At 63.1% G+C, this 20626-nt stretch carries 18 protein-coding genes; 5 read left to right on the plus strand and 13 right to left on the minus strand.

Going from position 1 to position 20626, the window contains the following annotated elements; translation table 11 throughout:
- The first annotated feature begins 13 nt into the window (after window positions 1–13).
- Complete coding sequence (locus tag ACF8EF_RS06790) at window positions 14–994, plus strand: site-specific integrase (protein ID WP_176686031.1); 981 nt, start codon at window positions 14–16, stop codon at window positions 992–994.
- On the opposite strand, the gene ACF8EF_RS06795 is transcribed toward ACF8EF_RS06790, so the two are convergent.
- The gene (locus ACF8EF_RS06795) at window positions 984–2030 is read right to left on the minus strand and encodes an SMP-30/gluconolactonase/LRE family protein (RefSeq protein WP_392461289.1); all 1047 of its coding nucleotides are present in this window, start codon (window positions 2028–2030) and stop codon (window positions 984–986) included. The genes ACF8EF_RS06790 and ACF8EF_RS06795 overlap by 11 nt on opposite strands.
- Before the next feature lie 127 nt (window positions 2031–2157).
- Between ACF8EF_RS06795 and ACF8EF_RS06800 the strand changes: the two genes are divergently transcribed.
- Window positions 2158–3057 carry a LysR substrate-binding domain-containing protein gene (locus ACF8EF_RS06800; protein WP_392461287.1) on the plus strand — a complete coding sequence of 300 codons (900 nt, stop codon included), beginning with the start codon at window positions 2158–2160 and terminating at the stop codon, window positions 3055–3057.
- Between the two features lie 20 nt (window positions 3058–3077).
- Here ACF8EF_RS06800 and ACF8EF_RS06805 read toward each other — a convergent pair whose 3' ends face one another.
- Both ACF8EF_RS06805 and ACF8EF_RS06810 read right to left on the minus strand, forming a co-directional pair.
- The gene (locus ACF8EF_RS06805) at window positions 3078–4217 is read right to left on the minus strand and encodes a glycerate kinase (RefSeq protein WP_252461330.1); all 1140 of its coding nucleotides are present in this window, start codon (window positions 4215–4217) and stop codon (window positions 3078–3080) included.
- 141 nt (window positions 4218–4358) lie between these two features.
- Entirely contained in the window at window positions 4359–5456 is a 1098-nt protein-coding gene (locus ACF8EF_RS06810) for a sugar diacid recognition domain-containing protein (RefSeq protein ID WP_392461286.1), read from the minus strand.
- Window positions 5457–5619: 163 nt separating this feature from the next.
- Between ACF8EF_RS06810 and ACF8EF_RS06815 the strand changes: the two genes are divergently transcribed.
- The 3 genes from ACF8EF_RS06815 (at window position 5620) to ACF8EF_RS06825 (ending at window position 9726) form a co-directional block, all read left to right on the plus strand.
- Complete coding sequence (locus ACF8EF_RS06815; RefSeq protein WP_392461285.1) at window positions 5620–6948, plus strand: MFS transporter; 1329 nt, start codon at window positions 5620–5622, stop codon at window positions 6946–6948.
- 174 nt (window positions 6949–7122) lie between these two features.
- Window positions 7123–8643: an FAD-dependent oxidoreductase gene (locus tag ACF8EF_RS06820; RefSeq protein ID WP_392461283.1), complete on the plus strand. Its 1521-nt coding sequence runs from the start codon at window positions 7123–7125 to the stop codon at window positions 8641–8643.
- A 72-nt stretch (window positions 8644–8715) separates the two neighbouring features.
- On the plus strand, window positions 8716–9726 hold the full coding sequence (locus ACF8EF_RS06825) for an aldo/keto reductase (RefSeq protein ID WP_176684263.1): 1011 nt from the start codon (window positions 8716–8718) through the stop codon (window positions 9724–9726).
- An 88-nt stretch (window positions 9727–9814) separates the two neighbouring features.
- Here ACF8EF_RS06825 and ACF8EF_RS06830 read toward each other — a convergent pair whose 3' ends face one another.
- From ACF8EF_RS06830 to benA, 10 genes are all read right to left on the minus strand, one after another.
- Window positions 9815–10507, minus strand: coding sequence for a TraX family protein (locus tag ACF8EF_RS06830; protein ID WP_392461282.1), 693 nt, complete (start codon window positions 10505–10507; stop codon window positions 9815–9817).
- A 3-nt stretch (window positions 10508–10510) separates the two neighbouring features.
- Window positions 10511–11587 carry a metal-dependent hydrolase gene (locus ACF8EF_RS06835; RefSeq protein WP_392461281.1) on the minus strand — a complete coding sequence of 359 codons (1077 nt, stop codon included), beginning with the start codon at window positions 11585–11587 and terminating at the stop codon, window positions 10511–10513.
- Window positions 11588–11660: 73 nt separating this feature from the next.
- Window positions 11661–12911 carry an OprD family porin gene (locus ACF8EF_RS06840; RefSeq protein WP_392461280.1) on the minus strand — a complete coding sequence of 417 codons (1251 nt, stop codon included), beginning with the start codon at window positions 12909–12911 and terminating at the stop codon, window positions 11661–11663.
- Window positions 12912–12965: 54 nt separating this feature from the next.
- Window positions 12966–14165 (minus strand): benzoate/H(+) symporter BenE family transporter, encoded by a 1200-nt coding sequence (locus tag ACF8EF_RS06845; protein WP_392461279.1) that lies wholly within the window; start codon window positions 14163–14165, stop codon window positions 12966–12968.
- A 146-nt stretch (window positions 14166–14311) separates the two neighbouring features.
- A complete protein-coding gene (gene catA, locus ACF8EF_RS06850) occupies window positions 14312–15226 on the minus strand; it encodes a catechol 1,2-dioxygenase (protein WP_392461278.1) in 915 nt (304 codons plus the stop codon).
- 29 nt (window positions 15227–15255) lie between these two features.
- Window positions 15256–16584, minus strand: coding sequence for an MFS transporter (locus ACF8EF_RS06855; protein ID WP_392461277.1), 1329 nt, complete (start codon window positions 16582–16584; stop codon window positions 15256–15258).
- Between the two features lie 57 nt (window positions 16585–16641).
- The gene (locus ACF8EF_RS06860) at window positions 16642–17403 is read right to left on the minus strand and encodes a 1,6-dihydroxycyclohexa-2,4-diene-1-carboxylate dehydrogenase (protein ID WP_392461276.1); all 762 of its coding nucleotides are present in this window, start codon (window positions 17401–17403) and stop codon (window positions 16642–16644) included.
- 193 nt (window positions 17404–17596) lie between these two features.
- A complete protein-coding gene (benC, locus tag ACF8EF_RS06865; RefSeq protein ID WP_209966193.1) occupies window positions 17597–18607 on the minus strand; it encodes a benzoate 1,2-dioxygenase electron transfer component BenC in 1011 nt (336 codons plus the stop codon).
- Window positions 18608–18679: 72 nt separating this feature from the next.
- Entirely contained in the window at window positions 18680–19165 is a 486-nt protein-coding gene (gene benB / locus ACF8EF_RS06870) for a benzoate 1,2-dioxygenase small subunit (protein WP_004374327.1), read from the minus strand.
- Complete coding sequence (gene benA / locus ACF8EF_RS06875) at window positions 19162–20520, minus strand: benzoate 1,2-dioxygenase large subunit (protein ID WP_209966197.1); 1359 nt, start codon at window positions 20518–20520, stop codon at window positions 19162–19164. The genes benB and benA overlap by 4 nt, the downstream gene beginning before the upstream one ends.
- Window positions 20521–20626: the final 106 nt, after the last annotated feature.

Raw genomic sequence — 20626 nt, forward strand, 5'->3', positions numbered from 1 at the left:
ATTTCGGTTTATCGTGTACCGATCACACACCGACACCCGCACCATGACCGATATCGAGCGCTACCTTCGCGCCGCCACCCGTGACAACACCCGGCGCAGCTACCAGGCCGCCATCGAACATTTCGAAAGCCACTGGGGCGGTTTTCTCCCGGCCACTGCCGAGAGTATCGCCCGCTACCTGGCCGATCATGCCGACCAGCATGCCGTCAGCACCCTGCGTCAACGCCTGGCCGCGCTCAGCCAATGGCACGTCGCCCAAGGTTTCCCCGACCCGACCAAGGCACCCTTGGTGCGTCAGGTGCTGCGCGGCATCCGCACCCTGCACCCGACGCCACCCAAACAGGCCGCCCCGCTGTTGCTGCAACACCTGCAAACTGCTGTGACGTGTTTTGAAGAAGAAGCCCGACAAGCCCGCGAGCACCATGATTTGGCAGCCCTGCGCCGGGCTCGCCGTGACAGCGCCTTGCTGTTGCTGGGTTTCTGGCGTGGTTTTCGCGGCGATGAGTTGGCACGCCTGCGCATCGAACACATCCAGGCCGAAGCCGGTGTCGGCATTACGCTTTTCCTGCCACGCAGCAAGGGCGACCGCGAAGCCTTGGGCGTGCAGCACCGCACCCCAGCCCTCAAGGCCTTGTGCCCTGTCACTGCCTACCTGCAATGGCTTGAAGTCGCGGGTATTGCCCACGGGCCGGTGTTCCGCAAACTCGACCGCTGGGGCAACCTTGGCGACAGCGCGCTCAACAGCAACAGCCTGGTCGGCCTGCTGCGGCGCATGCTGGAACGCGCCGGGGTGCCGGCGGCGCTGTATACCGGCCACTCGCTACGGCGTGGCTTCGCCACCTGGGCAACCGCCAATGGTTGGGAACTGAAATCGCTGATGAGCTATGTGGGCTGGAAAGATGCCAAGTCGGCGCTGCGCTACATCGACTCGGCGCAACGCTTTGGCGAACTGGCCGTGCTACCGGCCAGTCAGGTGCAACCGCTTATTCCTTGAAGCTGTGCCTGGCGACGCCGCCCGTTTCCGGGCGGATGGCATACAGGTCGCCAGCGTCCGGATAATGGTGCAGGTCTTCTGGCATCATGTCGTAACGCGCGGTGCTGATGTACAAGGTGTTCATCCCGGGCCCGCCAAAGCAGCAGCTGGTGGGGCACGGTACTGGCATCAACACCTGGTCGGTCAGGTGCCCGTGGCGGTCGTAGCGCAGCAGGCAACTGCCATGGTACTGGCACACCCACAGCCCGCCTTCGCGGTCCAGCGCCAGGCCATCCGGCCGGCCCAGTTCGGCGGGAGTTTCGGCAAACAGCGTAACAGCGCCCAGCCGGCCTTCGATGAGGTACTCGGCGCGGTAGATCGCACGCGCCGCCGAATCGACGAAATACACCGTGTGGCCGTCCTGCGACCAGGCAAGGCCGGTGGGCAAGGCCATGTCATCGTGAATCACCTGGTCGCTCAATTGCCAGTCAAAGCGAAAAAGCGCCCCGGTATTGCCACTGGGGGCCTCGTCCATCAGGCCGGTGACGAAGCGTCCCTGCGGGTCGCAGGCGCCATCGTTGAAGCGGAAAGTCGAGCGCGGATGAACCGATGCCGAATGCTGGCGCACCTTGCGCGTTGGCACATCGAAGATGGCCACGCTGGCATCCTCGGTGAAAATCAGGTTGCCTCGGTCGGTCAGCGCCAGGGCGCCAATGCGCGCGGCAGACTCGTAAAGGCAATCGACTTCGCCATCAGGTGCCAGGCAGTTGATGCGCCCGCCAGAGATATCGACAAAGTACAGCACGCCACTGCCTTCATCCCAGACCAGGCTTTCACCAAGGTCCGCGCGTGCGTTGGCAACTTTGACTGGCACGTAGTTGCATTCCTTGATGCGTCTCCTACGCTCGGCCACCTGTGCCAGGTCGCTGGCCTGCACACGGCCGAGGTCAAGACGATAGCTGACGCCGCTGTCTTTGTTGAAGCGCGTGGCGGTGTACTGGCCATCGCTGTCATGAGTGTGATGGCACAGCGCACCGGCCAGGTGAGTAACGGGCATTTCTGGCTACCTTCAATTCTCCTTTTTTACGATATCAACAAAAAAATCAATGACTTAATATTAAAAGCATGCAACTTTGATATCCCATGGATATCACCGCCGTGTCGCCACGCTGCAGGAATGCTGGATGATCGAAACACGTTTGCTCAGGCAATTCATCGCCGTGGCCGAAGAGCTGCACTTTCACAAGGCCGCCCAGCGCCTGCACATGGCGCAGCCACCGCTGAGCCAGGCGATCAACCGGCTTGAAGAAAAGCTCGGCTTTGGCCTGTTTCTGCGTAACAAGCGCGAGGTGCGTCTGACCGCAGCGGGTGCAGCGTTTCTCGACACCGCTTACCGCACGCTTGCCGAACTGGAACAAGGGATCGAGTACGCGCGCAACGTTTCTGCGGGGGTCAGCGGCAAATTGACCATCACGGCCATTTCCATCGCCTATTACGACTCGCTGCTCAACCGCTTGCGCCGCTTTCGGGAAACCTATCCGAACGTGCAACTGACCATCCGCGAGATGCCATCCGCCGCTCAGGCCAAGGCCTTGCTGGCCGGTGAGGCGGATATTGGCTTCATGCGCAGGCTTCCGCTACCAGTCGGCACCCTGGAGGCACGCTTGCTGCTTGACGAGCAGATCGTCATGGCGTTGCCCGCCAGCCATCCCAAGGCACGGCACGAAGTTGTCGACTTGCGCGAGTTTGCCGATGAGGACTTCGTGTTCACCCCGCAAGCGCTGGGCGGGGGCTACCACGCGCAGTTGGTTGCGCTGTGCGAATCGGCCGGGTTCTACCCCAGGATCGTGCAGGAGGCGGCGCAGATCCACACCCTGCTTGGCCTGGTGGCCTGCGGCTTTGGCGTGGCCCTGGTGCCGGAGTCGTTCGTCCGCTCGACCCCGCGCGAACGCGTGCAGTTTTGCCCGATCCAGCCTATCGATGACCAGCCTGCCCCAGGGCTTGGGTTGTACATGAAATGGAGCGCCCAGAATGCTTCGCCAGCGCTGGCCAACTTCATTGCCATGTTCCAGACGCAGCCCTAAGGCCACTTGAACAGTGGTGTTCAGCCTCGCTTCGCGCAGCGCCACAACCGACCAATATCACAAGCCCTGGCCTGCAACAGCTCGGCAGCATTTGCACATGCCTGCTCCAGGGTCATCGGCCCACTGGCCAGTGCAAACGCAGCATCGACCCCATGGGCATACAACTGTTGATACCCCTCCCCCAAGGTACCGGCCAGCACCACCACCGGCACGCCATGGCGCTTGGCAACCCGTGCCACACCCATAGGCGTCTTGCCACGCAATGTCTGGGCATCGAAACGCCCCTCGCCAGTCACCACCAGATCTGCCCCCTGCACCAGGGCGGCAAGGCCAGCCAGCTCAGCCACGACTTCCACCCCTGGACGGAACTGCGCATCCATGAATGCCCGGGCAGCGAAGCCCATGCCACCGGCCGCGCCACAACCAGGGTAATCGCGCACATCCTCGCCCAACAGCAGCGCACAATGGTCGGCAAAGTGCTTCAGCGCGTGGTCCAGCGCCTCCACTTGCTGCGGGTTGGCACCTTTTTGCGGGCCGAAGATGGCCGATGCGCCGTTGGCGCCACACAATGGGTTGTCGACATCCGCCGCGACTTCAAACTGCACCTCGGCCAGGCGCGGGTCGAGGCCGCTGGCGTCGATACGGGCCAGCTTGGACAAGGCCAGGCCGCCCTCTTCCAGTGCTTGCCCGTCAGCATCCAGCAGGCGTAGCCCAAGCGCTCGCAACATACCACTGCCGGCATCGTTGGTGGCGCTGCCGCCAATCGCCAGCACCACACGCAGGGCTCCGGCGGCGAGGGCTGCGGCAATCAGTTCACCGGTACCCCAGGTGCTGCTGCGGCAAGCATCGCGCTGGCCGGTTGGCACCCGTTGCAGGCCACTGGCCTGGGCCATTTCAATGATTGCGGTGCGATCTTGCGGCAACCAGCCCCAGCTGGCCTCGACGCTTTGCCCTAATGGCCCGCGCACGGCCTGGCGGCGCAGTTCACCGTGGCTGGCGGCCAGGATCGCTTCCATGGTGCCTTCGCCACCGTCGGCCATCGGGCACTCGACCAGTTCAGCCTCCGGCCACGCTTCGTTCAGGCCTGCAGCGATGGCGCGGGCGACACCGGCAGCGTCGAGGCTGTCCTTGAACGAGTCGGGGGCAATGACGATCTTCATGGGGTTTCTCCTGTCCTGATGAGCAGCATGCTGACAGGTGGCAGCCAAGGTGACCTCGGTCAAATGCACAAATCGCTGGCCGGGTTGTTTGGGCAGATGCCTTTTTGCCTGTTCTCGCCCAATCGCCGGCAAGTGAACCCTTCAGTCAGCTGGCAACAGCTGCAACCCCAAGTACAAGCTAAGCATCCCTTCCAGGCGCAACGGGTCGACCTCTCCCAGCTCGGCTATCCGCTCCAGTCGATAGCGCAGGCTGTTGCGGTGGATGCCCAGGGCATCGGCACAGGACTGGCTCTGGCCGTCATGGGCACACCAGGCGCGCAGAGTGACGAGTAACTGACCACTGCTGTCCTTGGCGCGGATGCGCTGCAACGGCTCCATCAACTCGTCCAGCGCGTCGTCGTTACGGTGGCGCCACAGCAGCGCCGGCAGCCGGTAGCGCTGCAGGCTGAGCAATCGTTCGGTGGGCAATACCTCGCGGCCATAGGCCAGCAAGTCACGCACCCGGCGGTAACCACGGCGTAACTGCTCCAGACTCTGCGCTGCACTACCCAGGGCCAGTCGCTCAATGTCCCAGCCGTGGCGTTGCAGGCGTTCCAGCAGGCGCAGTTCATCCAGTGCCACGCCGGCCGGGCGGCACCACAGCAACGACTGGCGGGCCGGGCTGACACACCAGCTATCCGGATAACGGCTCATCAACCATGCGGCCAGCGCCTCGGCAGGTGCCCCCGAGGTAATTTCAAACAGGCACGGAATCCGCGGCAGCTGAGGTTTCAAACCCAACTGACGGGCTTCGTCCAGCAAGCGCGGGGCGTTACCGCTGCCGCCGAGCAACAGCGCCAGCAGGTCGTCACAGCGCTGCCTTCGCCATTGCTGGTCAGCCTGTAAATTGCGTTGGGCCAGCAGCATTTCGGCGGTCATGCGTACCAGCTCGCCATAGGTGCGCACCTGCTGCGGGTCACCGGTCAGGCCCAACACACCCATCAGTCGCCCATCAAGCATCAATGGCAGGTTCACCCCAGGCTGCACGCCCTTCAGGCACTTGGCCGCGTCGGTATCCAGCTCCACGATCCGGCCATTGGCCAAAACCAGCTGCGCCCCCTCGTGACGGGTGTTGATGCGCTCCGGTTCACCACTGCCCAGGATCAACCCCTGGCTGTCCATGACATTGACGTTGCAAGGCAAGATGGCCATTGCCCGGTCAACGATATCCTGTGCCAGGTCATGGTCGAGTTCGAACATTGCGTGGTCCTTTAGGTGTTTGGCTTTTGGGCTCGGGCACAGCAGCCTGGGCCAAGCGCTGTGCAAAAGCACAAAGACAGGCTAGCCGCAGTCCCCGAGACTCGTCAGGGCGAGCGCCGAAACAGGCGACGCGGCGAAAACCATAACAACAGAGAACCCGATCATGGCACACAGCCCCGCCCCTGACCAAGGCACGGACACCACCCGTAACGCGCTGTACCGGCGTATCACCCTGCGGCTGATTCCGTTCATTTTCATCTGCTACCTGTTCAACTATCTGGACCGCGTCAACGTCGGCTTTGCCAAGCTGCAAATGCTCGACGCTCTGAAATTCAGCGAAACGGTGTACGGCCTTGGCGCCGGCATCTTCTTCATCGGCTACGTACTGTGCGGCCTGCCAAGCAACCTGGCCCTCAATCGCTTCGGCCCACGGCGCTGGATCGCCCTGATGATGATCGCCTGGGGCAGCCTGTCCACCTGCCTGCTGTTCGTCACCTCCCCTACCGAGTTCTACACCCTGCGCCTGCTCACCGGCGCTGCCGAAGCCGGCTTCTTCCCGGGTGTGGTGCTGTACCTCTCGCGCTGGTTCCCGGCGGCCCGGCGCGGCCGCATCATGGCCCTTTTCATGTCGGCGATCCCGGTATCGGGTCTGCTTGGCGGGCCGTTCTCCGGCTGGATCCTCGAACATTTTGCCGCCGGCCAGCACGGCCTGGCCGGCTGGCAGTGGATGTTCCTGATCCAGGGCCTGCCAACCGTGGCCTTGGGCGTACTGGCGGTGTTCCTGCTCAGTGACGGCTACCAGAAAGCCGCCTGGCTGAGCCCGGCTGAACGTCAACTGATCGCTGCCGACCTGCAGGCCGATGCCGCAAGCAAACCGAACACCACCAGCGACAGCGTGCTGGCCGTATTGACCAACCCGCTGATCTGGACCTTCGGCTTCGTCTACTTCTGCATCCAGAGCGGTGTGTACGCGATCAACTTCTGGCTACCCTCGATCATCAAGAGCATGGGCTTCGACAACCCGCTGCTGATCGGCTGGCTCAGCGCCATCCCGTACTTGCTGGCGGGTGTGTTCATGATCCTTTGCGGGCGCTCGGCCGACCTGCACAGCGAGCGCCGCTGGCACCTTGTGGTGCCAATGCTGATGGGCGCCGTCGGCCTGCTGATTGCGGTGAACTTCGCCGGTACCCCGAGCATTGCCATTCTTGGCTTGTCGATCGCCACCATGGGCGCGCTTACCGGCCTGCCGATGTTCTGGCCAATGCCCACCGCGCTGCTCAGTGCCGGAGCTGCCGTGGCAGGTCTGGCGATCATCAATTCGGTAGGCCAGATGGCAGGGTTCCTCAGCCCGTACCTGGTCGGGTTCATCAAGGACCAGACCGGCTCAACCGATGCCGCACTGTATTCGCTCGCGGCGTTGATCGTAGTGGGTAGCCTGGTGGCCTTGCGTGTAACGCGAGCGGGTTCGCTGAGCACTGCGCGGGCGAGTTGAGGCATTCGCGGGCTTGCCCACTCCCACAAGTTTCAAGCCTGTGGGCGGGCAAGCCCGCGAAGAGGCCCACCCAAGCCATACGAAATTCAAACCCTCCACCGATCGTCAGCTCAACGCATCCCCTCCGCGCCCCAGGCGTCAAATGGTTCCAAAGGCCCCTTTGGAGAAACCTCGATGACCCAATACGCCGTGGCACGCTTGGCTCAGCTCGACGAACACCGCCCCCTGCGCGTGCAGGCCGGCAACGAAGAACTCATCCTCATCCGCCAAGGCGATCAGGTACATGCCTACCAGGGCAACTGCCCCCACGCAGGCGCCCCCCTTGATGAAGGCGTGGTTTGCAGTGGCCTGCTGGTCTGTCCTTGGCACAAAGCTGCCTTCGCGGTTGACGACGGGGTGGTCTGTGAGCCACCTGCGCTGGCCGACCTGCGCCGCTACAAGGCATGGATCAAGGGCGATGAAATCTGGGTCGATGACCAGCCCCTGCCGGTAACCGAACCGCCCAGGCACAGCGATGCCCGCTGTTTCGTGGTAGTCGGCGCCGGTGCCGCCGGCAGCGCCGCCGTCGCCACCCTGTTGGCTCATGGCTTCGCTGGCCGGTTGGTATGGATCGATCAGGAACGCCAGCCGGCCTACGACCGCACAGCACTGAGCAAATTCGTGATTGCCGGGCAGATGCCGCCCGATGAGGTCCCCCCGCTGCTCGAAGCCGACGCCCTGCGCAAGGGCCAGCTGGAACGCAAGTGCGGCAAGGTGCGCACCCTGAACAGCCAGAAGCGCCAGGTCACCCTCGCCGATGGTCAGCAGATCGATTACCACGCCTGCCTGCTGGCAACCGGCGGTAAAGCACTGCGCCCAGACATTCCCGGTGCCGACTTGCCCGGGGTGTTCACCCTCCGCTCACTGGAAGATGCTGCACAGTTGCTCGATGCAGCCGAGCCTGGCCAGCCGGTGGTCATCGTCGGTGACGGCTTCATCGGCCTGGAGGCAGCCTCGGCATTGCGCAAATATGGCTTGCAGGTGCACGTGGTCACACGCCACGAAGTCCCTCTGGCCCGACAGTTGGGTGAGCGGATCGGGCGCTGCATTCGCGCGCTGCATGAACGAAAAGGGATCACCTTCCACGGCCCTACCGAGGTCGAGCGGATCGAAGGCCAGGACAAGGCCGAAGCGGTGAAACTGGCCAATGGTGAACGGCTGCAGACCCCCTTGGTCCTGCTCGGCACCGGGGTAAAACCCGCCACCGCGTTCCTTCAAGGTGTGCCGCTTGGCGAAGACAAATCGGTGAGGGTCGACGCAGAAATGCGCGCAGCTGACGGTTTGTGGGCCGCAGGTGACATTGCCACGTTCCCGCTCACGGGGCGCCCGGTGCGCATCGAACACTGGCGCCTGGCCCAGCAACACGGGGTTATCGCCGCCGCGAACATGCTTGGCGAACAGCGCCGTTATGCCGATGTACCCTTCTTCTGGACCTACCAGCACGGCCGTACCTATGAAGTGCTGGGTCATGCCAGGGACTGGAACCGGATCGAATTCGTCGGGGAGCCGGAAAAAGGCGATTTCGTTGCCCTGCAGTGTGTGGATGAGCGCGTCGAGGCCGTTATCGCCAAAGGTTATTCCGATGCCATGGCGACACTGTCGCAACGCCTGAAGCGCCCGTTAAGCCTGCAGGAGGCTTTGGCGCTCATTGGCTGAGCGGTGCCTTTCAATGCTTCCCGGTTGTGTGTAAAACAGGCAGGTCAGCCGACTGCACAAGGACCCACGCGCATGATCTACCGCCCCCTCGGCCACAGTGGCCTGCAGGTTTCCGCCCTTACCCTGGGCAGCATGATGTTCGGCGAGCAGACCAGTACCGATGATGCCCTGCGCATCATCGACAAGGCCTGGGACCAAGGCATCAACTTCATCGACACCGCCGACGTGTACAACGCCGGGCGCTCGGAAGAAATCGTCGGTGAAGCCGTGGCGCGCCATCGCCATGACTGGGTGGTCGCCAGCAAGGTCGGCTTCGGCCCGGCCGACGGCCTGCCCAACCGCAGCGGGTTGTCGCGCAAGCACATCTTCAATGCCGTGGATGCCACGCTGACCCGCATGGGCATGGACTACCTGGACATCTACTACCTGCACCGCGAAGACCACAAGGTACCGCTGGAAGAGACCGTGCAGGCCATTGGCGACTTGTTGCGCCAAGGCAAGATCCGCTACTGGGGGGTGTCCAATTTCCGTGGCTGGCGCATTGCCGAGGTCTGTCATATTGCCGAGCGCCTTGGCGTACCCAAGCCGGTAGTCAGCCAGCCACTGTACAACATCGTCAACCGCCAGGCCGAGCCAGAGCAACTCACTGCTGCGGCCGCGCACGGTCTGGGCGTGGTGCCGTTCAGCCCGCTGGCGCGAGGCGTGCTCAGTGGCAAGTACGCGCCCGGGGCGGTGCCGGACGCTGGCAGCCGTGCCGGGCGCCAGGACAAGCGCATCATGGAGGTGGAGTGGCGCCAGGAATCGCTGGCGATTGCCCGGCAGATCCAGGCCTATGTCGAGGCCAAAGGTGTGGGGATCGTCGAGTTTGCCATTGCCTGGGTATTGAACAACCAGCTGGTGAGTTCCGCTATCGTAGGGCCTCGCACCGAGGAACAGTGGGAGACCTATGGCGGTGCGCTGGCGGTGAAGATCACCGCAGAGGACGAGGCGTTCATTGACTCACTGGTGACGCCGGGGCATGCGTCGACCCCAGGGTTCAATGATGTCGCGCATTATGTGAGTGGGCGGTTGGCACGCAGCTGAGCGTCTTGCTGTACTGGCCTCTTCGCGGGCAATGGGGGCCCGACGCCGGGCTCCCGCCCCCCTTGATCACCGCGGCCCGATGCCTGGCTCATGACAGGACCTTGATGACCAGCAAATGCAGCGGATAGAACAGGTAACCCCAGCGCCCCACTACGGGCACCCGCCATTCATCATGCCGTAACAACAGCACCCCGAGCGGAATCGCCAGAATTGCAGCAGTCAGTGTCAGCACCGTGAACGGCGCCAACAGGTGCTCGCGCAACCAGCTATTGGTCAGATTGCCGCCCGCAGCCAACAGGCAAGGCAACAACCCGGCAACCCCACCTTGCCTGCGCGCCATCAACCAGGCGCCCGGCAGCAACACCCCCGGCAACCCATACATCAGCTGCTCACGCAACAACCAACCCGCCAGCAGGCCGGCGATGCCGAGCACGCGTGCCGATATCAAGGGGTGATGCACACCCCAGGCAACCACCAACCCCAATAACAAGGTCGGCATCACGCTGAATGTCTGCGAGCCACTGTCCAGCCAACGATACGCAGGCTCGGACAGCACCGCGAACATCAGCATCAGCGCCAGGTAGCGCAGGTTGCCACGGGTATACAACGCCCCCGCACGGGCTCGTTCCACATTCACTGCAATCGCCAGGCAGAACAGCGGAAACGCCAGCCGCCCCAACACGAACAGGCTATCGGCCTCGGGCCACAGAAAACGCAAGTGATCGACGACCATGGTCAACATCGCCGTCCATTTGACCAGATCCAGCCCGGCCGAGCGCAAGCGCTAGTGCTCGCGCTCTACGGGGCTGACGCCCAGGTAGCGTTCGGTCCACACTGCCAGAGGCAAGGGTGGTTGCTGTTCGATAATGCGCCGCCAGATCAACGCCAGGTCTGCACCACTGAACATCGAACCTGGGCCAGCGCCCTGGAACATCGAAGGCACATCGACAATCCAGCGCCCCTGGTTGTCACGGTGGGCCATGTTGAAACGGAAGGTGTAGTTGCCTGGAATACCCATACGCAGGTCGGTGACCACCAGCGCATCACCGATCTGGTCGTATCGCAGCCAGTCATCGGTGAACCAGCGCAACCGCTGGTGCAGGGGATCATCGCTCAGCGCTTGGGCAAGCTGCAGGTTACGTGACAAGCGTTGCATCTCGGGCGCTTGCCGGTCGAATGCACTGCTGATGCCTTCGTAGTAATCCCCTTCCGCAGTCTTGGCCAGCACCCGCCAGACCAGGCTGTTGAACGCGATCGGCACGGCGCGGACCTCGTTGGTAGCGATACCGCGCTGGTGCAGCGCCGCCTCGAAGCGCTGCTCGGCCGCCATGCGCCCGGCAAGGCCAAACCCCAGGTAAGCGGTACTGAATACCAGCGCCAGGGTCAATAGGCGTTTAGCCCTGGCAGTCACGCCCTTGGCGATGCCGTAGATGACCGCCAGCAGCAGTGGCACGGTATAGACCGGGTCGATGATGAACACCGCCGCCCAGCTTTGCGGGGTGCCTTGCAGTGGCCAGAACAGCTGCGTGCCGTAGACCGTAAAGGCGTCCAGCAGCGGGTGGGTAACCAGTACCAGCCAGAATGCGAGGAACAGCCGTGGCAAGGTATAGCCCTTGCCAGGCCAGCATTTGTTGACCAGCCAGGCCAGCAGCAAGGCCAGCCCCGTTAGCACGAACAGCGAGTGGGAAAAACCACGGTGGTAGGTCATCTGCGACACCGGGTCGGCGTAGCGAATGATCACATCCAGGTCCGGCAACGTGCCCAGTGCTGCACCATACAGCAGCGAGCGGCGGCCCTGGATGCGCCCGAGCACGGTCCCTTGCAGCGCCGCGCCGAGTACGGCTTGGGTGATGGAGTCCAAGGGGGGATTCCTGAAAGAGTCGTTTCCGCAAGCTACCCTCATACACCCCCGGTGCGCAATTCTCCTGGATGGCTTAGAACAGCTGCCAGGTGTACACCAGCGTCAGGCGGTTCTCGTCGATATCACTGCGGTAGTTGGAGCGCGCCATGGCGTTTCTCACCCGTATCCCCAAGCCTTTCAGTGCCCCGCTCTGCACCGCATAGCCGATATCCAGATCACGCTCGCGATCACGCCCTTCGTAACCCAGCCCGGTATCGACATTGTTACCGGTTATGTAGCGCACGGTCGCTGTCAGGCCCGGCACGCCCATGGCGGCGAAGTTGTAGTCGTAACGCACCTGGTACGAGCGTTCGTCGGTGTAGGCAAACTCATAGGTCGGCACTTCGTTGCCCAGCGGCGAGATGTTGGCGAATACCCGTGGGAACGGGCTATCGCCATAAATGCCCTGGTAGCCGGCATGGAAGCTGTGCCCGCCATGCCGGGCAGTGAACAGCGAGAAGAACGCCTGGTTGTCGATGTTGCCCAGCAGCGCATCGCCTTCCTCGCGCGCGGTGAAATAACCCAGGTTGGCGCTGAGTACCCAGTCCCCGACCGGTTTGCTGTGTTTCAGGCCAACAAAGCCCTGTTGGTAGATGTCCTCCAGCTGGCCGTACCAAAGGCTGAGGCTGCTCTGGTTGGCATTGAACGCATAGTCCCCACCCACATAGTTGAACGCGCCGCTTTCGGCCTGCCGCATCGGCACATGGCCGAGCATCGCGTTCATCTTGCCGTCGCCGCCTTCGTTGCGCAGATGGGTGCTTTTCAAGTGCCCGGCCTGCACGGTCAGCCCGTCGATTTCCGACGAACTCAAACTCACGCCCTGATAGGTGGGTGGCAACAGGCGAATATCACTGAAGGTCAGCACCGGCAGGTTCGGTTGCAGTTCACCTGCACGCAGTTCGGTTTTTGATATCCGGGCCTTGAAGGTCGGCGCCAGGCGGCTGTACTCATCGGCAGCACGGCCGTCGCCATGCACCGGCAACAGGCCGGTATTGGCGCGGTCTGGACTGCTGTCCAGCTTGATCCCCAGCAAGCCCAGGGCGTCTACGCCAAAGCCGACCGGGCCCGGGGTGTAGCCACTTTTGAAGTCGAGGATGAAACCCTGGGCCCACTCCTCGGCCTTGGACTGTTTGTTGGCCCCCACAATGTCGGAAAAATCGCGGCTGAAGTAGTAGTTACGGGCACTCAGGCTGGCCTTCGAATCCTCGAAGAAGCCGCCTTCGGCAGCCAGCAGTGGCTGGCTGAGCAATGTCAGGCCCAGGGCAACGCAAGGGGTGTGGTTCATTTCGAAGCTCTCTTGATCTTGTTTTTATGGGTAAAGCGTTGGAAACACGACAGTTCATGGTGTACGGCGCAGCACCTCCCGGGCACTTGGTTGGCGCAGCCTCAGCAGCGCGTGGGCCAGCAGGCCGAACAGCAGCCCCCAGAACGCTGCCGACAGGCCCAGGAAAGCCACCCCCGAAGCGGTGACCAGGAAGGTGAACAGCCCGGCATCGCGCTCGGCCGGCTCTGCCAGGCTGCGGACCAAGGCTTCGCTGATGGCGCCATACAGGGCCAAACCGGCCAGGGCAGCGATCAGTACGGCGGGAAAGGCGGCGAACAGCGACATCAAGGTGGCCCCGGCAATGCCCAGTAGCAGGTACAACACACTGCCAGCCACCGCTGCCACATAACGCCGTTGCGGGTTTTCATGGGCTTCCTGGCCGGTGCACAGGCTGGCGGTAACCGCCGCCAGGTTCAGCCCGTGGCAACCGAACGGCGCCAGTAGCGCCCCAGCCAGGGCACTGGCGCTGATCAGCGGGCTGGCCGGCGTGACGTAGCCAGCGTTGCGCAGTACTGCCATACCCGGCATGAACTGCCCGGTCAGCGCCACCAGCACCATCGGCAACGCCAGGCTGAACACTGCCGGCAGGCTGAACTGGGGGGTGATCCACTGGGGTGAGGCCAGTTCCAGCACCAGTGCCTCGCTGCGCAACGTACCGCTGGCCACGGTCACCAGCATGCCCACGCCCAGCACCGCAGCCACTGCATAGCGCGGCTGCACCCGGCGCATCAGCACGTAGGTGACGAACATCGCCAGTACCAGCAGCGGTTGCACCGGCAAGGCGCGGAACACTTCGCTGCCAAAGCTGAACAGGATCCCGGCCTGCATACCGGCAGCGATAGAGCCCGGCAGGCGCGCGATGATGCGGTCGAAGGCCCCGCTGATGCCGATCAGCAGCAGGACCAGGTTGGCCACCAGGTAGGCACCCACAGCCTGTTCCAGGCCCAGTTGCGGCAAGGCGGTGACCAACAGGGCCGACCCCGGGATCGACCAGGCGATCACTACCGGCACGCGGTAGCGCAGGCTGAGCAGCGCACCGAGCACCGCACTGCCCATGGACACGGCCCAGACCCAGGACGACAACTGCTGGTGCGACAGGCCGGCCGCTTCGGCGGCGTGGAAAATGATCACCAACGGGCCGGCGTAGGAGATCGTCGTGGCAATGCAGCCGGCGACAATGGCCGACACAGAACAGTCCTTGATCAGCGTTTTCATGAAGCGTCTCGCAAGGCAGCGGCCGGCCTTTGTGGCGGGCTCTTGTTTGGGGGTTGTCTGCTTCGCGGGCATGCCCGCTCCAACAACGACTGCACAGGCTTCACCTGTGGGAGCGGGCATGCCCGCGAAACAGCCCACGCGGTGGATCAGGCCTCCTGCAAAGCCCGCGGCCGCCCGCTGCGCTGCTCATCGGTACCGCCCTGGGCCTGCTGCAACTGGAAGTCGAACTTCAACTCGGCATGCCGACCATCCGGCCCTTCGACGAACACCACCTCCCCGACCAGCCCATCCCGTGTGGCATAGGCAAAGTCATCCCAAAGGTACTTGTCCCCCGACAGGTTTATCTGCGTGGTCAGGTGCCGGTACCCTGGCGCCGAGATGAAGAAGTGCACGTGCGCCGGGCGCTGGCCATGACGGCCCAGCAGGTCCAGGCATTCCTGGGTTGGCCCCTGCGGGTCGCAGCCATAGCCCGATGGCACGATGGAGCGCGCGCGGTACCGCCCCTGGGCATCGGTAACGATGCGCCGACGCAGGTTGTACGCCGACTGGCTTTGGTCGAAGAACGAATAGGTACCACGGGTATTGGCATGCCACAGGTCGACCGTGGCACCCGGCAGCGGGTGTCCGTGCGGGTCCAGCACCTGGCCTTCCAGGAACATCACCGTGGCGACGCCCTCCTCGCTGCCGTCGTCCATGCGCACTTCACCTTGGGCAATCGGTGCGCCAGCCACGTACAACGGGCCTTCGATGGTGCGTGGGGTACCGCCAACGCGTCCTGCCGCCTGGTCCTTGGCATCCTGCAGCAGGTCGAGGAAGTGCTCGATGCCCAGCCCCGCCACCAGCAGCCCGGCTTCGCCGCGACCGCCCAGGCGGTTGAGGTAATCGACGGCGTGCCAGAACTCGTCTTCGCTGATGTCCAGGTCTTCGATCAGTCGCGCGGTATCCTGTAGCAGGCGCTGCACGATGCGTTTGAGGCGGGGGTTGCCGGCCGCATTACCAAAACCTGCGGCCTGCTCGAAGAACTGCTGTACCTCGGCAGTATGGGAAATGTTCACGGTCATGGGGGTTACCTCGTCTTGTTCTGTTCGGTTCAGGCCTGCGCCGCCAGGGCCTGGGCGTGGCGCCGACCACTGGCCAGGTGCACGGCCATGGCCAGCGCAGCGATGGCGCCAGGGATGGCAAAGGCGATGAAATTGAGTTGCAGTGGCAGGTTGATGCCCATCAGCGCACCACCCAGCAGCGGGCCGACGATGGCGCCATTACGGCCGACGCCCGAGGCCCAGCCCAGGCCGGTAGAGCGCACCGACAGGCCGTACATCTGGGCAGCGCCGGCATACAGCAGAATCTGCGTACCAATGGTGGTGGCGCCGGCGATGAAGATCAGCAGGTACAGCACCGGCATCGGGCTGTTCAACCCCAGCAGGCTGATCGACAGTGCGGCGGCAATGAAGAACGCCACCTTCACCTTGACCAGGTTGTAGCGGTCACCCAGCCAGCCGCCGAGGATCGCCCCGGCCATGCCGCCAAAGTTCAGTGCCAGCAGGAACGACAGGCTTGAGCCCAGGCTGTAGCCGGCGTTGGCCATCAGTTTTGGCAGCCAGGAACTCAGTGCGTAGACCATCAGCAGGCAGCAGAAGAACGCAACCCAGAGCGCCAGGGTGCGAATCGCCAGGCCATTGCGGAACAGTTCCAGCACCGAAGCGCCGCTGCCTTTGCGGTCGGTTGCCTGAAGCATGTCATCGGCCTGGACATCGCAGTCCGGGTCCAGCCGTTTGAGCAGCGTGCGTGCTTCCTCGACACGGCCTTGGCGCACCAGGAAGCCGATGGATTCAGGCAGGTAGTAGAGAATCACCGGTAACAGCAGCAGTGGCACCGCTGCGGCGAAGAACATCGACTCCCAGCCAAAACGCGGCAGCATGAAGATGCCGACACCTGCCGACAGCATGCCGCCCAGCGAATAGCCACTGAACATGATCGCCACCAGCGTGCTGCGCAGGCGCTTGGGCGCGTATTCGTTCATCAGTGCCACGGCGTTGGGCATCAGGCCGCCACAGCCCAGGCCGGCGATGAAGCGGTAGATGCCAAACTCGCTCGGGCTGCTGGCAAAGCCATTGAGGATGGTCGCCCCCGAAAACAAGGCGAAACAGATGGCAATGCCCTTCTTGCGCCCGATGCGGTCGGCCAGGCTGCCGAAGGCCAGGGCGCCGAACATCATGCCGAACAGCGCATAGCTGCCCAGTGCACCGGCCTGCAACGGGGTCAGGCCCCACTCTTTCATGATGACCGGCAGTACCACACCGTAGATGAACAGGTCATAGCCGTCGAAAATCAGCAGCAGGCCGCACCAGGCCATGACCATCCAGTGAAACGGGGAAAAGCGCGCATTGTCGATGATCGGGTGTACGTCAAGGGTTCGCATGGCATCTGTCGCTCTTGTTTTTGTTGTGAAGGAAAGCTTTTGCCTTGAAGTTGCAGTTCAGCCGAGATCGCCGCCCCCTACCGGGAGGGTCACGCCGGTGATGTACGAGGCTTCGTCGGACGCGAGGAACAGAATGGCCCCCACCTGCTCGTCGATGCTGCCGTAGCGGTGCATCAGGCTGCTGTCGAGGGTCTGGTCGACGATCTGCTGGTACCAGTGCTTTTCCTGCTCGGTTTGCTCTGCACTGTTGCGGGGTACGCGCCGGGGCGGCGCTTCGGTGCCGCCGGGCGCGGTGGCGTTGACACGGATCCCACGGCCAGCCGTTTCGAAGGCCAGGCAGGCGGTGAGCGCATTGACGCCGCCTTTGGCCGCGCCATAGGGCACACGGTTGACGCCACGGGTGGCGATGGAAGAAACGTTGACGATGACGCCGCTGCCACGTTCAAGCATGTAGGGCAGCGCGGCATGGCAGCACCACAGTGTCGGGAACAGCGAACGGCGTACTTCGGCCTCGATCTGCTCGACATCGTAGTGCTCGAAGGGCTTGGCCCAAATGGTCCCACCTACGTTGTTGACCAGAATGTCGAGGCGCCCAAAGGCTTCCACCGCGCTGGCCATGACCCGGGCGCAGTCGGTGTGTTGCTCCAGGTCGGCGGTGAGGGTAAGCATGCCTTCACCCGCCAGCTCGTGGACCAGTTCGGAACGGTCTACGGCCACCACTTGCGCACCTTCGGCCTTCAGCCGCCAGCACACGCCACGGCCGATGCCTTGTGCAGCGCCGGTGACCAGGGCGACCTTGCCTTGGAATCTGTTGTTCATATGCAAATCTCCAGTTCGCGAGAGACCCTGTGGCTGCAACTGTCTTGCTCAAAGCCTGAAAGGCTGCGCGATCACTGTGGGAGCGGGCTTGCCCGCGAACACGGGCGAAGCCCGTGCCATCCACCGCGCAACCTGCTTCGCGGGCTCGCCCGCTCCCACAGGGTCGGCGTATTGCTTTGAATCAGAGGGGCTGTCAGGCCGCAGCCGCAAACTTCTCGTAGTAGAAGTTGGCCGGGGTAATGCCTTGTTCGCGCACGTACTGGCTGACCGCTTCCACCATGGGTGGCGGCCCGCACAGGTATACGTCCACATTGCCGTCATTGAGGTGGCGTGGCTCGATGTGCTGGGTGACATAGCCCTTCTGCGGGTACTGGCTGTCCGGGTTGGCGACGCAGGCGCTGTAGGTGAAGTTGGGGATACGTGCCGCCAGCGCTTGCAGGCGATCGAGTTCGACCAGGTCGAAGTCGTTGGTCACGCCATAGATCAGGTGCAGCGGGTGTTCACTGCCTTGCTCGGCGATCTTCTCCAGCATCGCGGTGAACGGTGCCAGCCCGGTACCACCCGCGAGCAGCAACAGCGGGCGCTGGATCGGCCGCAGGTAGAAGCTGCCCAACGGCCCGGCCAGGCTCAGGCTGTCGCCGGCTTTGGCAAGGTTGGTCAGGAAGCTGCTCATCAGCCCACCCGGTACGTTGCGGATCAGGAAGCTGACTTCACCGTCCTTCTGCAGCGAGCTGAACGAGTAGGCCCGGCTCTGCTCGCTGCCTGGCACCTTGAGGTTGACGTACTGCCCCGGCAGGAAGGCCAGACGGCTCAGGGCCTCACCCTTGATCGACAGGGCAATGGTGCTGACCGAGAGTTGGCGCACATCGCTGATGGCGGCCTCGAAAGTGGCCTGCTCGGTCTTGCACAGCTGCGACGAAGCCGGGATGCGGATGACGCAGTCGCTTTCGGCGCGCATCTGGCACGTCAGCACGTAGCCTTCGGCGATTTCATCTTCGCTCAAGGCGTCTTCGATGAAGTTGTCGCCAAGGTCATAACGACCGGACTCAGCCTTGCACTTGCAGGTACCGCAAGCACCGTCGCGGCAGTCCAGAGGGATGTTCATACCCTGGCGGTAAGCGGCGTCGGCCACGGTTTCCTGACCGGTGGCTTCAATGAAACGGGTAACCCCGTCTTCGAAATTCAGTGCGATCTGGTAGCTCATGTTGCACCTCGCGGGCGAGCCAGGCCACGGCGCGTCACAAGACGCACCGGGCAATGCTCGCAAAACCCAGTATCAGATGTGGTAGATGTCGATGACCTGGCGGACGTAGTCGTTCTTCAGCACCACCTTCTTGGCCTTGATCAGTGGCTGCTCGCCACGCAGGTCGAGGGTGTAGAAGCTGGTGCCGAAGTAACTGTCTGTGGTCTTGTAGCGGAAGCTCAGGGTGTGCCAGTTGAAGCGCACCTGGCAGCTGCCCTCGCCCTGCTCGACGATCTCGATGTTGCTGATGTTGTGCGAAGTGCGGGTGTCGGGCACGGTCGCACTGGAGCGCTCGGTCTTGATGCGGAACACGCGGTCTTCCAGGCCGCCACGGTTGCCGTACCAGATCAGCGAGATTTCGCTTTGTGGGTCTTCGGTGAGGGTATCGTCATCGTCCCAGCTCGGCATCCAGAAGCTGGCATCGCTGGCGTACAGTTCCAGCCACTGGTCCCACTGGGCATCGTCCAGATAGCGCGCTTCGCGGTAGAGAAAGTCGCGCACGGTTTCATACAGGCTCATTGCACGGCCTCCACGGGGATCAGCTGCTGTTCGTCCTTGAGGGCCTGAATCATGGTGTCTTGCCAGTACTTGTGCTGCAGCACGAACAGGCCTTCGTCTTCGGTACGCACGCCAGACAGCAGGGGTTCGAGTTCAATCTCCCTGGCCGCCTCATCGGCGCCTTCGACCCAGTGTTTGGCGCCGCGAGACATGTCGTTCCAGCCGGTGCCACCACCATAGCCGGTCTGGCACGAGCGGAATTCTTCCAGGTCGTCCGGGGTGGCCATGCCGCTGACGTTGAAGAAGTCTTCGTACTGGCGAATACGCTTGGCACGGGCATCGGCGCTCTCGCCTTTCGGCGCGATGCAGTAGATGGTGATTTCGGTCTTGTTCACCGAAATCGGCCGGGCGACGCGGATCTGCGAGCTGAACTGGTCCATCAGGTACACGTTGGGGTACAGGCACAGGTTGCGCGAATTTTCGATCATCCAGTCGGCGCGCGCCTGGCCGAAATCGGCCGCCAGCTGCTCGCGGCGCTCGTAGGCCGGGCGGTCTTCGGGGTTGGCCCAGCGTGTCCACAGCAGCAGGTGGCCGTGGTCGAAGGAATAGAAACCGCCGCCCTGTTTGGCCCAGGCACCAGCGCTCATGGTCTTGATCTCGTCACCCGCCTCGCGCTGCTTGCGCTGGTTCTGGGTGGCAGCGTAGTTCCAGTGCACGGAGCTTACGTGGTAGCCGTCAGCACCGTTTTCGGCGGTGAGTTTCCAGTTGCCTTCGTAGATGTACGAGCTGGCACCGCGCAGCACTTCCAGGCCTTCAGGCGACTGATCGACGATCATGTCGATGATCTTCGCCGACTCGCCCAAGTGCTCGACCAGCGGCTTCACATCGGCGTTCAGGCTGCCGAACAAGAAGCCCCGGTACGACTCGAAGCGTGCCACCTTGGTCAGGTCGTGGGAGCCGTCGCAGTTGAAGCTGTCGGGGTAGCCGGCGTTGCTGGGGTCTTTCACCTTCAGCAGTTTGCCGCTGTTGTTGAACGTCCAGCCGTGGAACGGGCAGGTATAGCTGGAACGGTTGCCGCGCTTGTGCCGGCACAGCATGGCACCGCGGTGGCTGCAGGCGTTGAGGAAGGCATTGAGCTCACCGTCCTTGTTGCGCGCGATGAAAATCGGCTGGCGCCCCATGGTCAGGGTGAGGAAGTCATTCTTCTCGGGGATCTGGCTTTCGTGGGCCAGGTAGATCCAGTTGCCCTCGAAGATGTGCTTCATCTCCAGGTCGAACAGGCGTGGGTCGGTGAACATCTCCCGCTTGCAGCGGTAGATGCCCTTTTCACGGTCGTCCTCGAGCATGGCATCGAGGTAGTCGAATCCCAGGGACATGGCCAGGGTCTCCCTTGTTATTGTTTAGACCTGGTCAGGTTAGAGGCTGGGATTGGGTCGCAATATCCGGTTTGTGCGGGGTGCTATCCGTTTTGTGCAGGTTGAG

It is taken from the genome of Pseudomonas sp. zjy_15 (genome assembly GCF_043101865.1).
Taxonomy (GTDB): domain Bacteria; phylum Pseudomonadota; class Gammaproteobacteria; order Pseudomonadales; family Pseudomonadaceae; genus Aquipseudomonas; species Aquipseudomonas putida_Y.

Bases quoted from the DNA above. Each gene is read 5' to 3' on its own strand.
- ACF8EF_RS06795 (WP_392461289.1), bottom strand. From the start codon at position 2,030: ATGCCCGTTACTCACCTGGCCGGTGCGCTGTGCCATCACACTCATGAC.
- ACF8EF_RS06800 (WP_392461287.1), top strand. From the start codon at position 2,158: ATGATCGAAACACGTTTGCTCAGGCAATTCATCGCCGTGGCCGAAGAG.
- ACF8EF_RS06805 (WP_252461330.1), bottom strand. From the start codon at position 4,217: ATGAAGATCGTCATTGCCCCCGACTCGTTCAAGGACAGCCTCGACGCT.
- ACF8EF_RS06810 (WP_392461286.1), bottom strand. From the start codon at position 5,456: ATGTTCGAACTCGACCATGACCTGGCACAGGATATCGTTGACCGGGCA.
- ACF8EF_RS06815 (WP_392461285.1), top strand. From the start codon at position 5,620: ATGGCACACAGCCCCGCCCCTGACCAAGGCACGGACACCACCCGTAAC.
- ACF8EF_RS06820 (WP_392461283.1), top strand. From the start codon at position 7,123: ATGACCCAATACGCCGTGGCACGCTTGGCTCAGCTCGACGAACACCGC.
- ACF8EF_RS06825 (WP_176684263.1), top strand. From the start codon at position 8,716: ATGATCTACCGCCCCCTCGGCCACAGTGGCCTGCAGGTTTCCGCCCTT.
- ACF8EF_RS06840 (WP_392461280.1), bottom strand. From the start codon at position 12,911: ATGAACCACACCCCTTGCGTTGCCCTGGGCCTGACATTGCTCAGCCAG.
- ACF8EF_RS06845 (WP_392461279.1), bottom strand. From the start codon at position 14,165: ATGAAAACGCTGATCAAGGACTGTTCTGTGTCGGCCATTGTCGCCGGC.
- catA (WP_392461278.1), bottom strand. From the start codon at position 15,226: ATGACCGTGAACATTTCCCATACTGCCGAGGTACAGCAGTTCTTCGAG.
- ACF8EF_RS06855 (WP_392461277.1), bottom strand. From the start codon at position 16,584: ATGCGAACCCTTGACGTACACCCGATCATCGACAATGCGCGCTTTTCC.
- ACF8EF_RS06860 (WP_392461276.1), bottom strand. From the start codon at position 17,403: ATGAACAACAGATTCCAAGGCAAGGTCGCCCTGGTCACCGGCGCTGCA.
- benC (WP_209966193.1), bottom strand. From the start codon at position 18,607: ATGAGCTACCAGATCGCACTGAATTTCGAAGACGGGGTTACCCGTTTC.
- benB (WP_004374327.1), bottom strand. From the start codon at position 19,165: ATGAGCCTGTATGAAACCGTGCGCGACTTTCTCTACCGCGAAGCGCGC.
- benA (WP_209966197.1), bottom strand. From the start codon at position 20,520: ATGTCCCTGGGATTCGACTACCTCGATGCCATGCTCGAGGACGACCGT.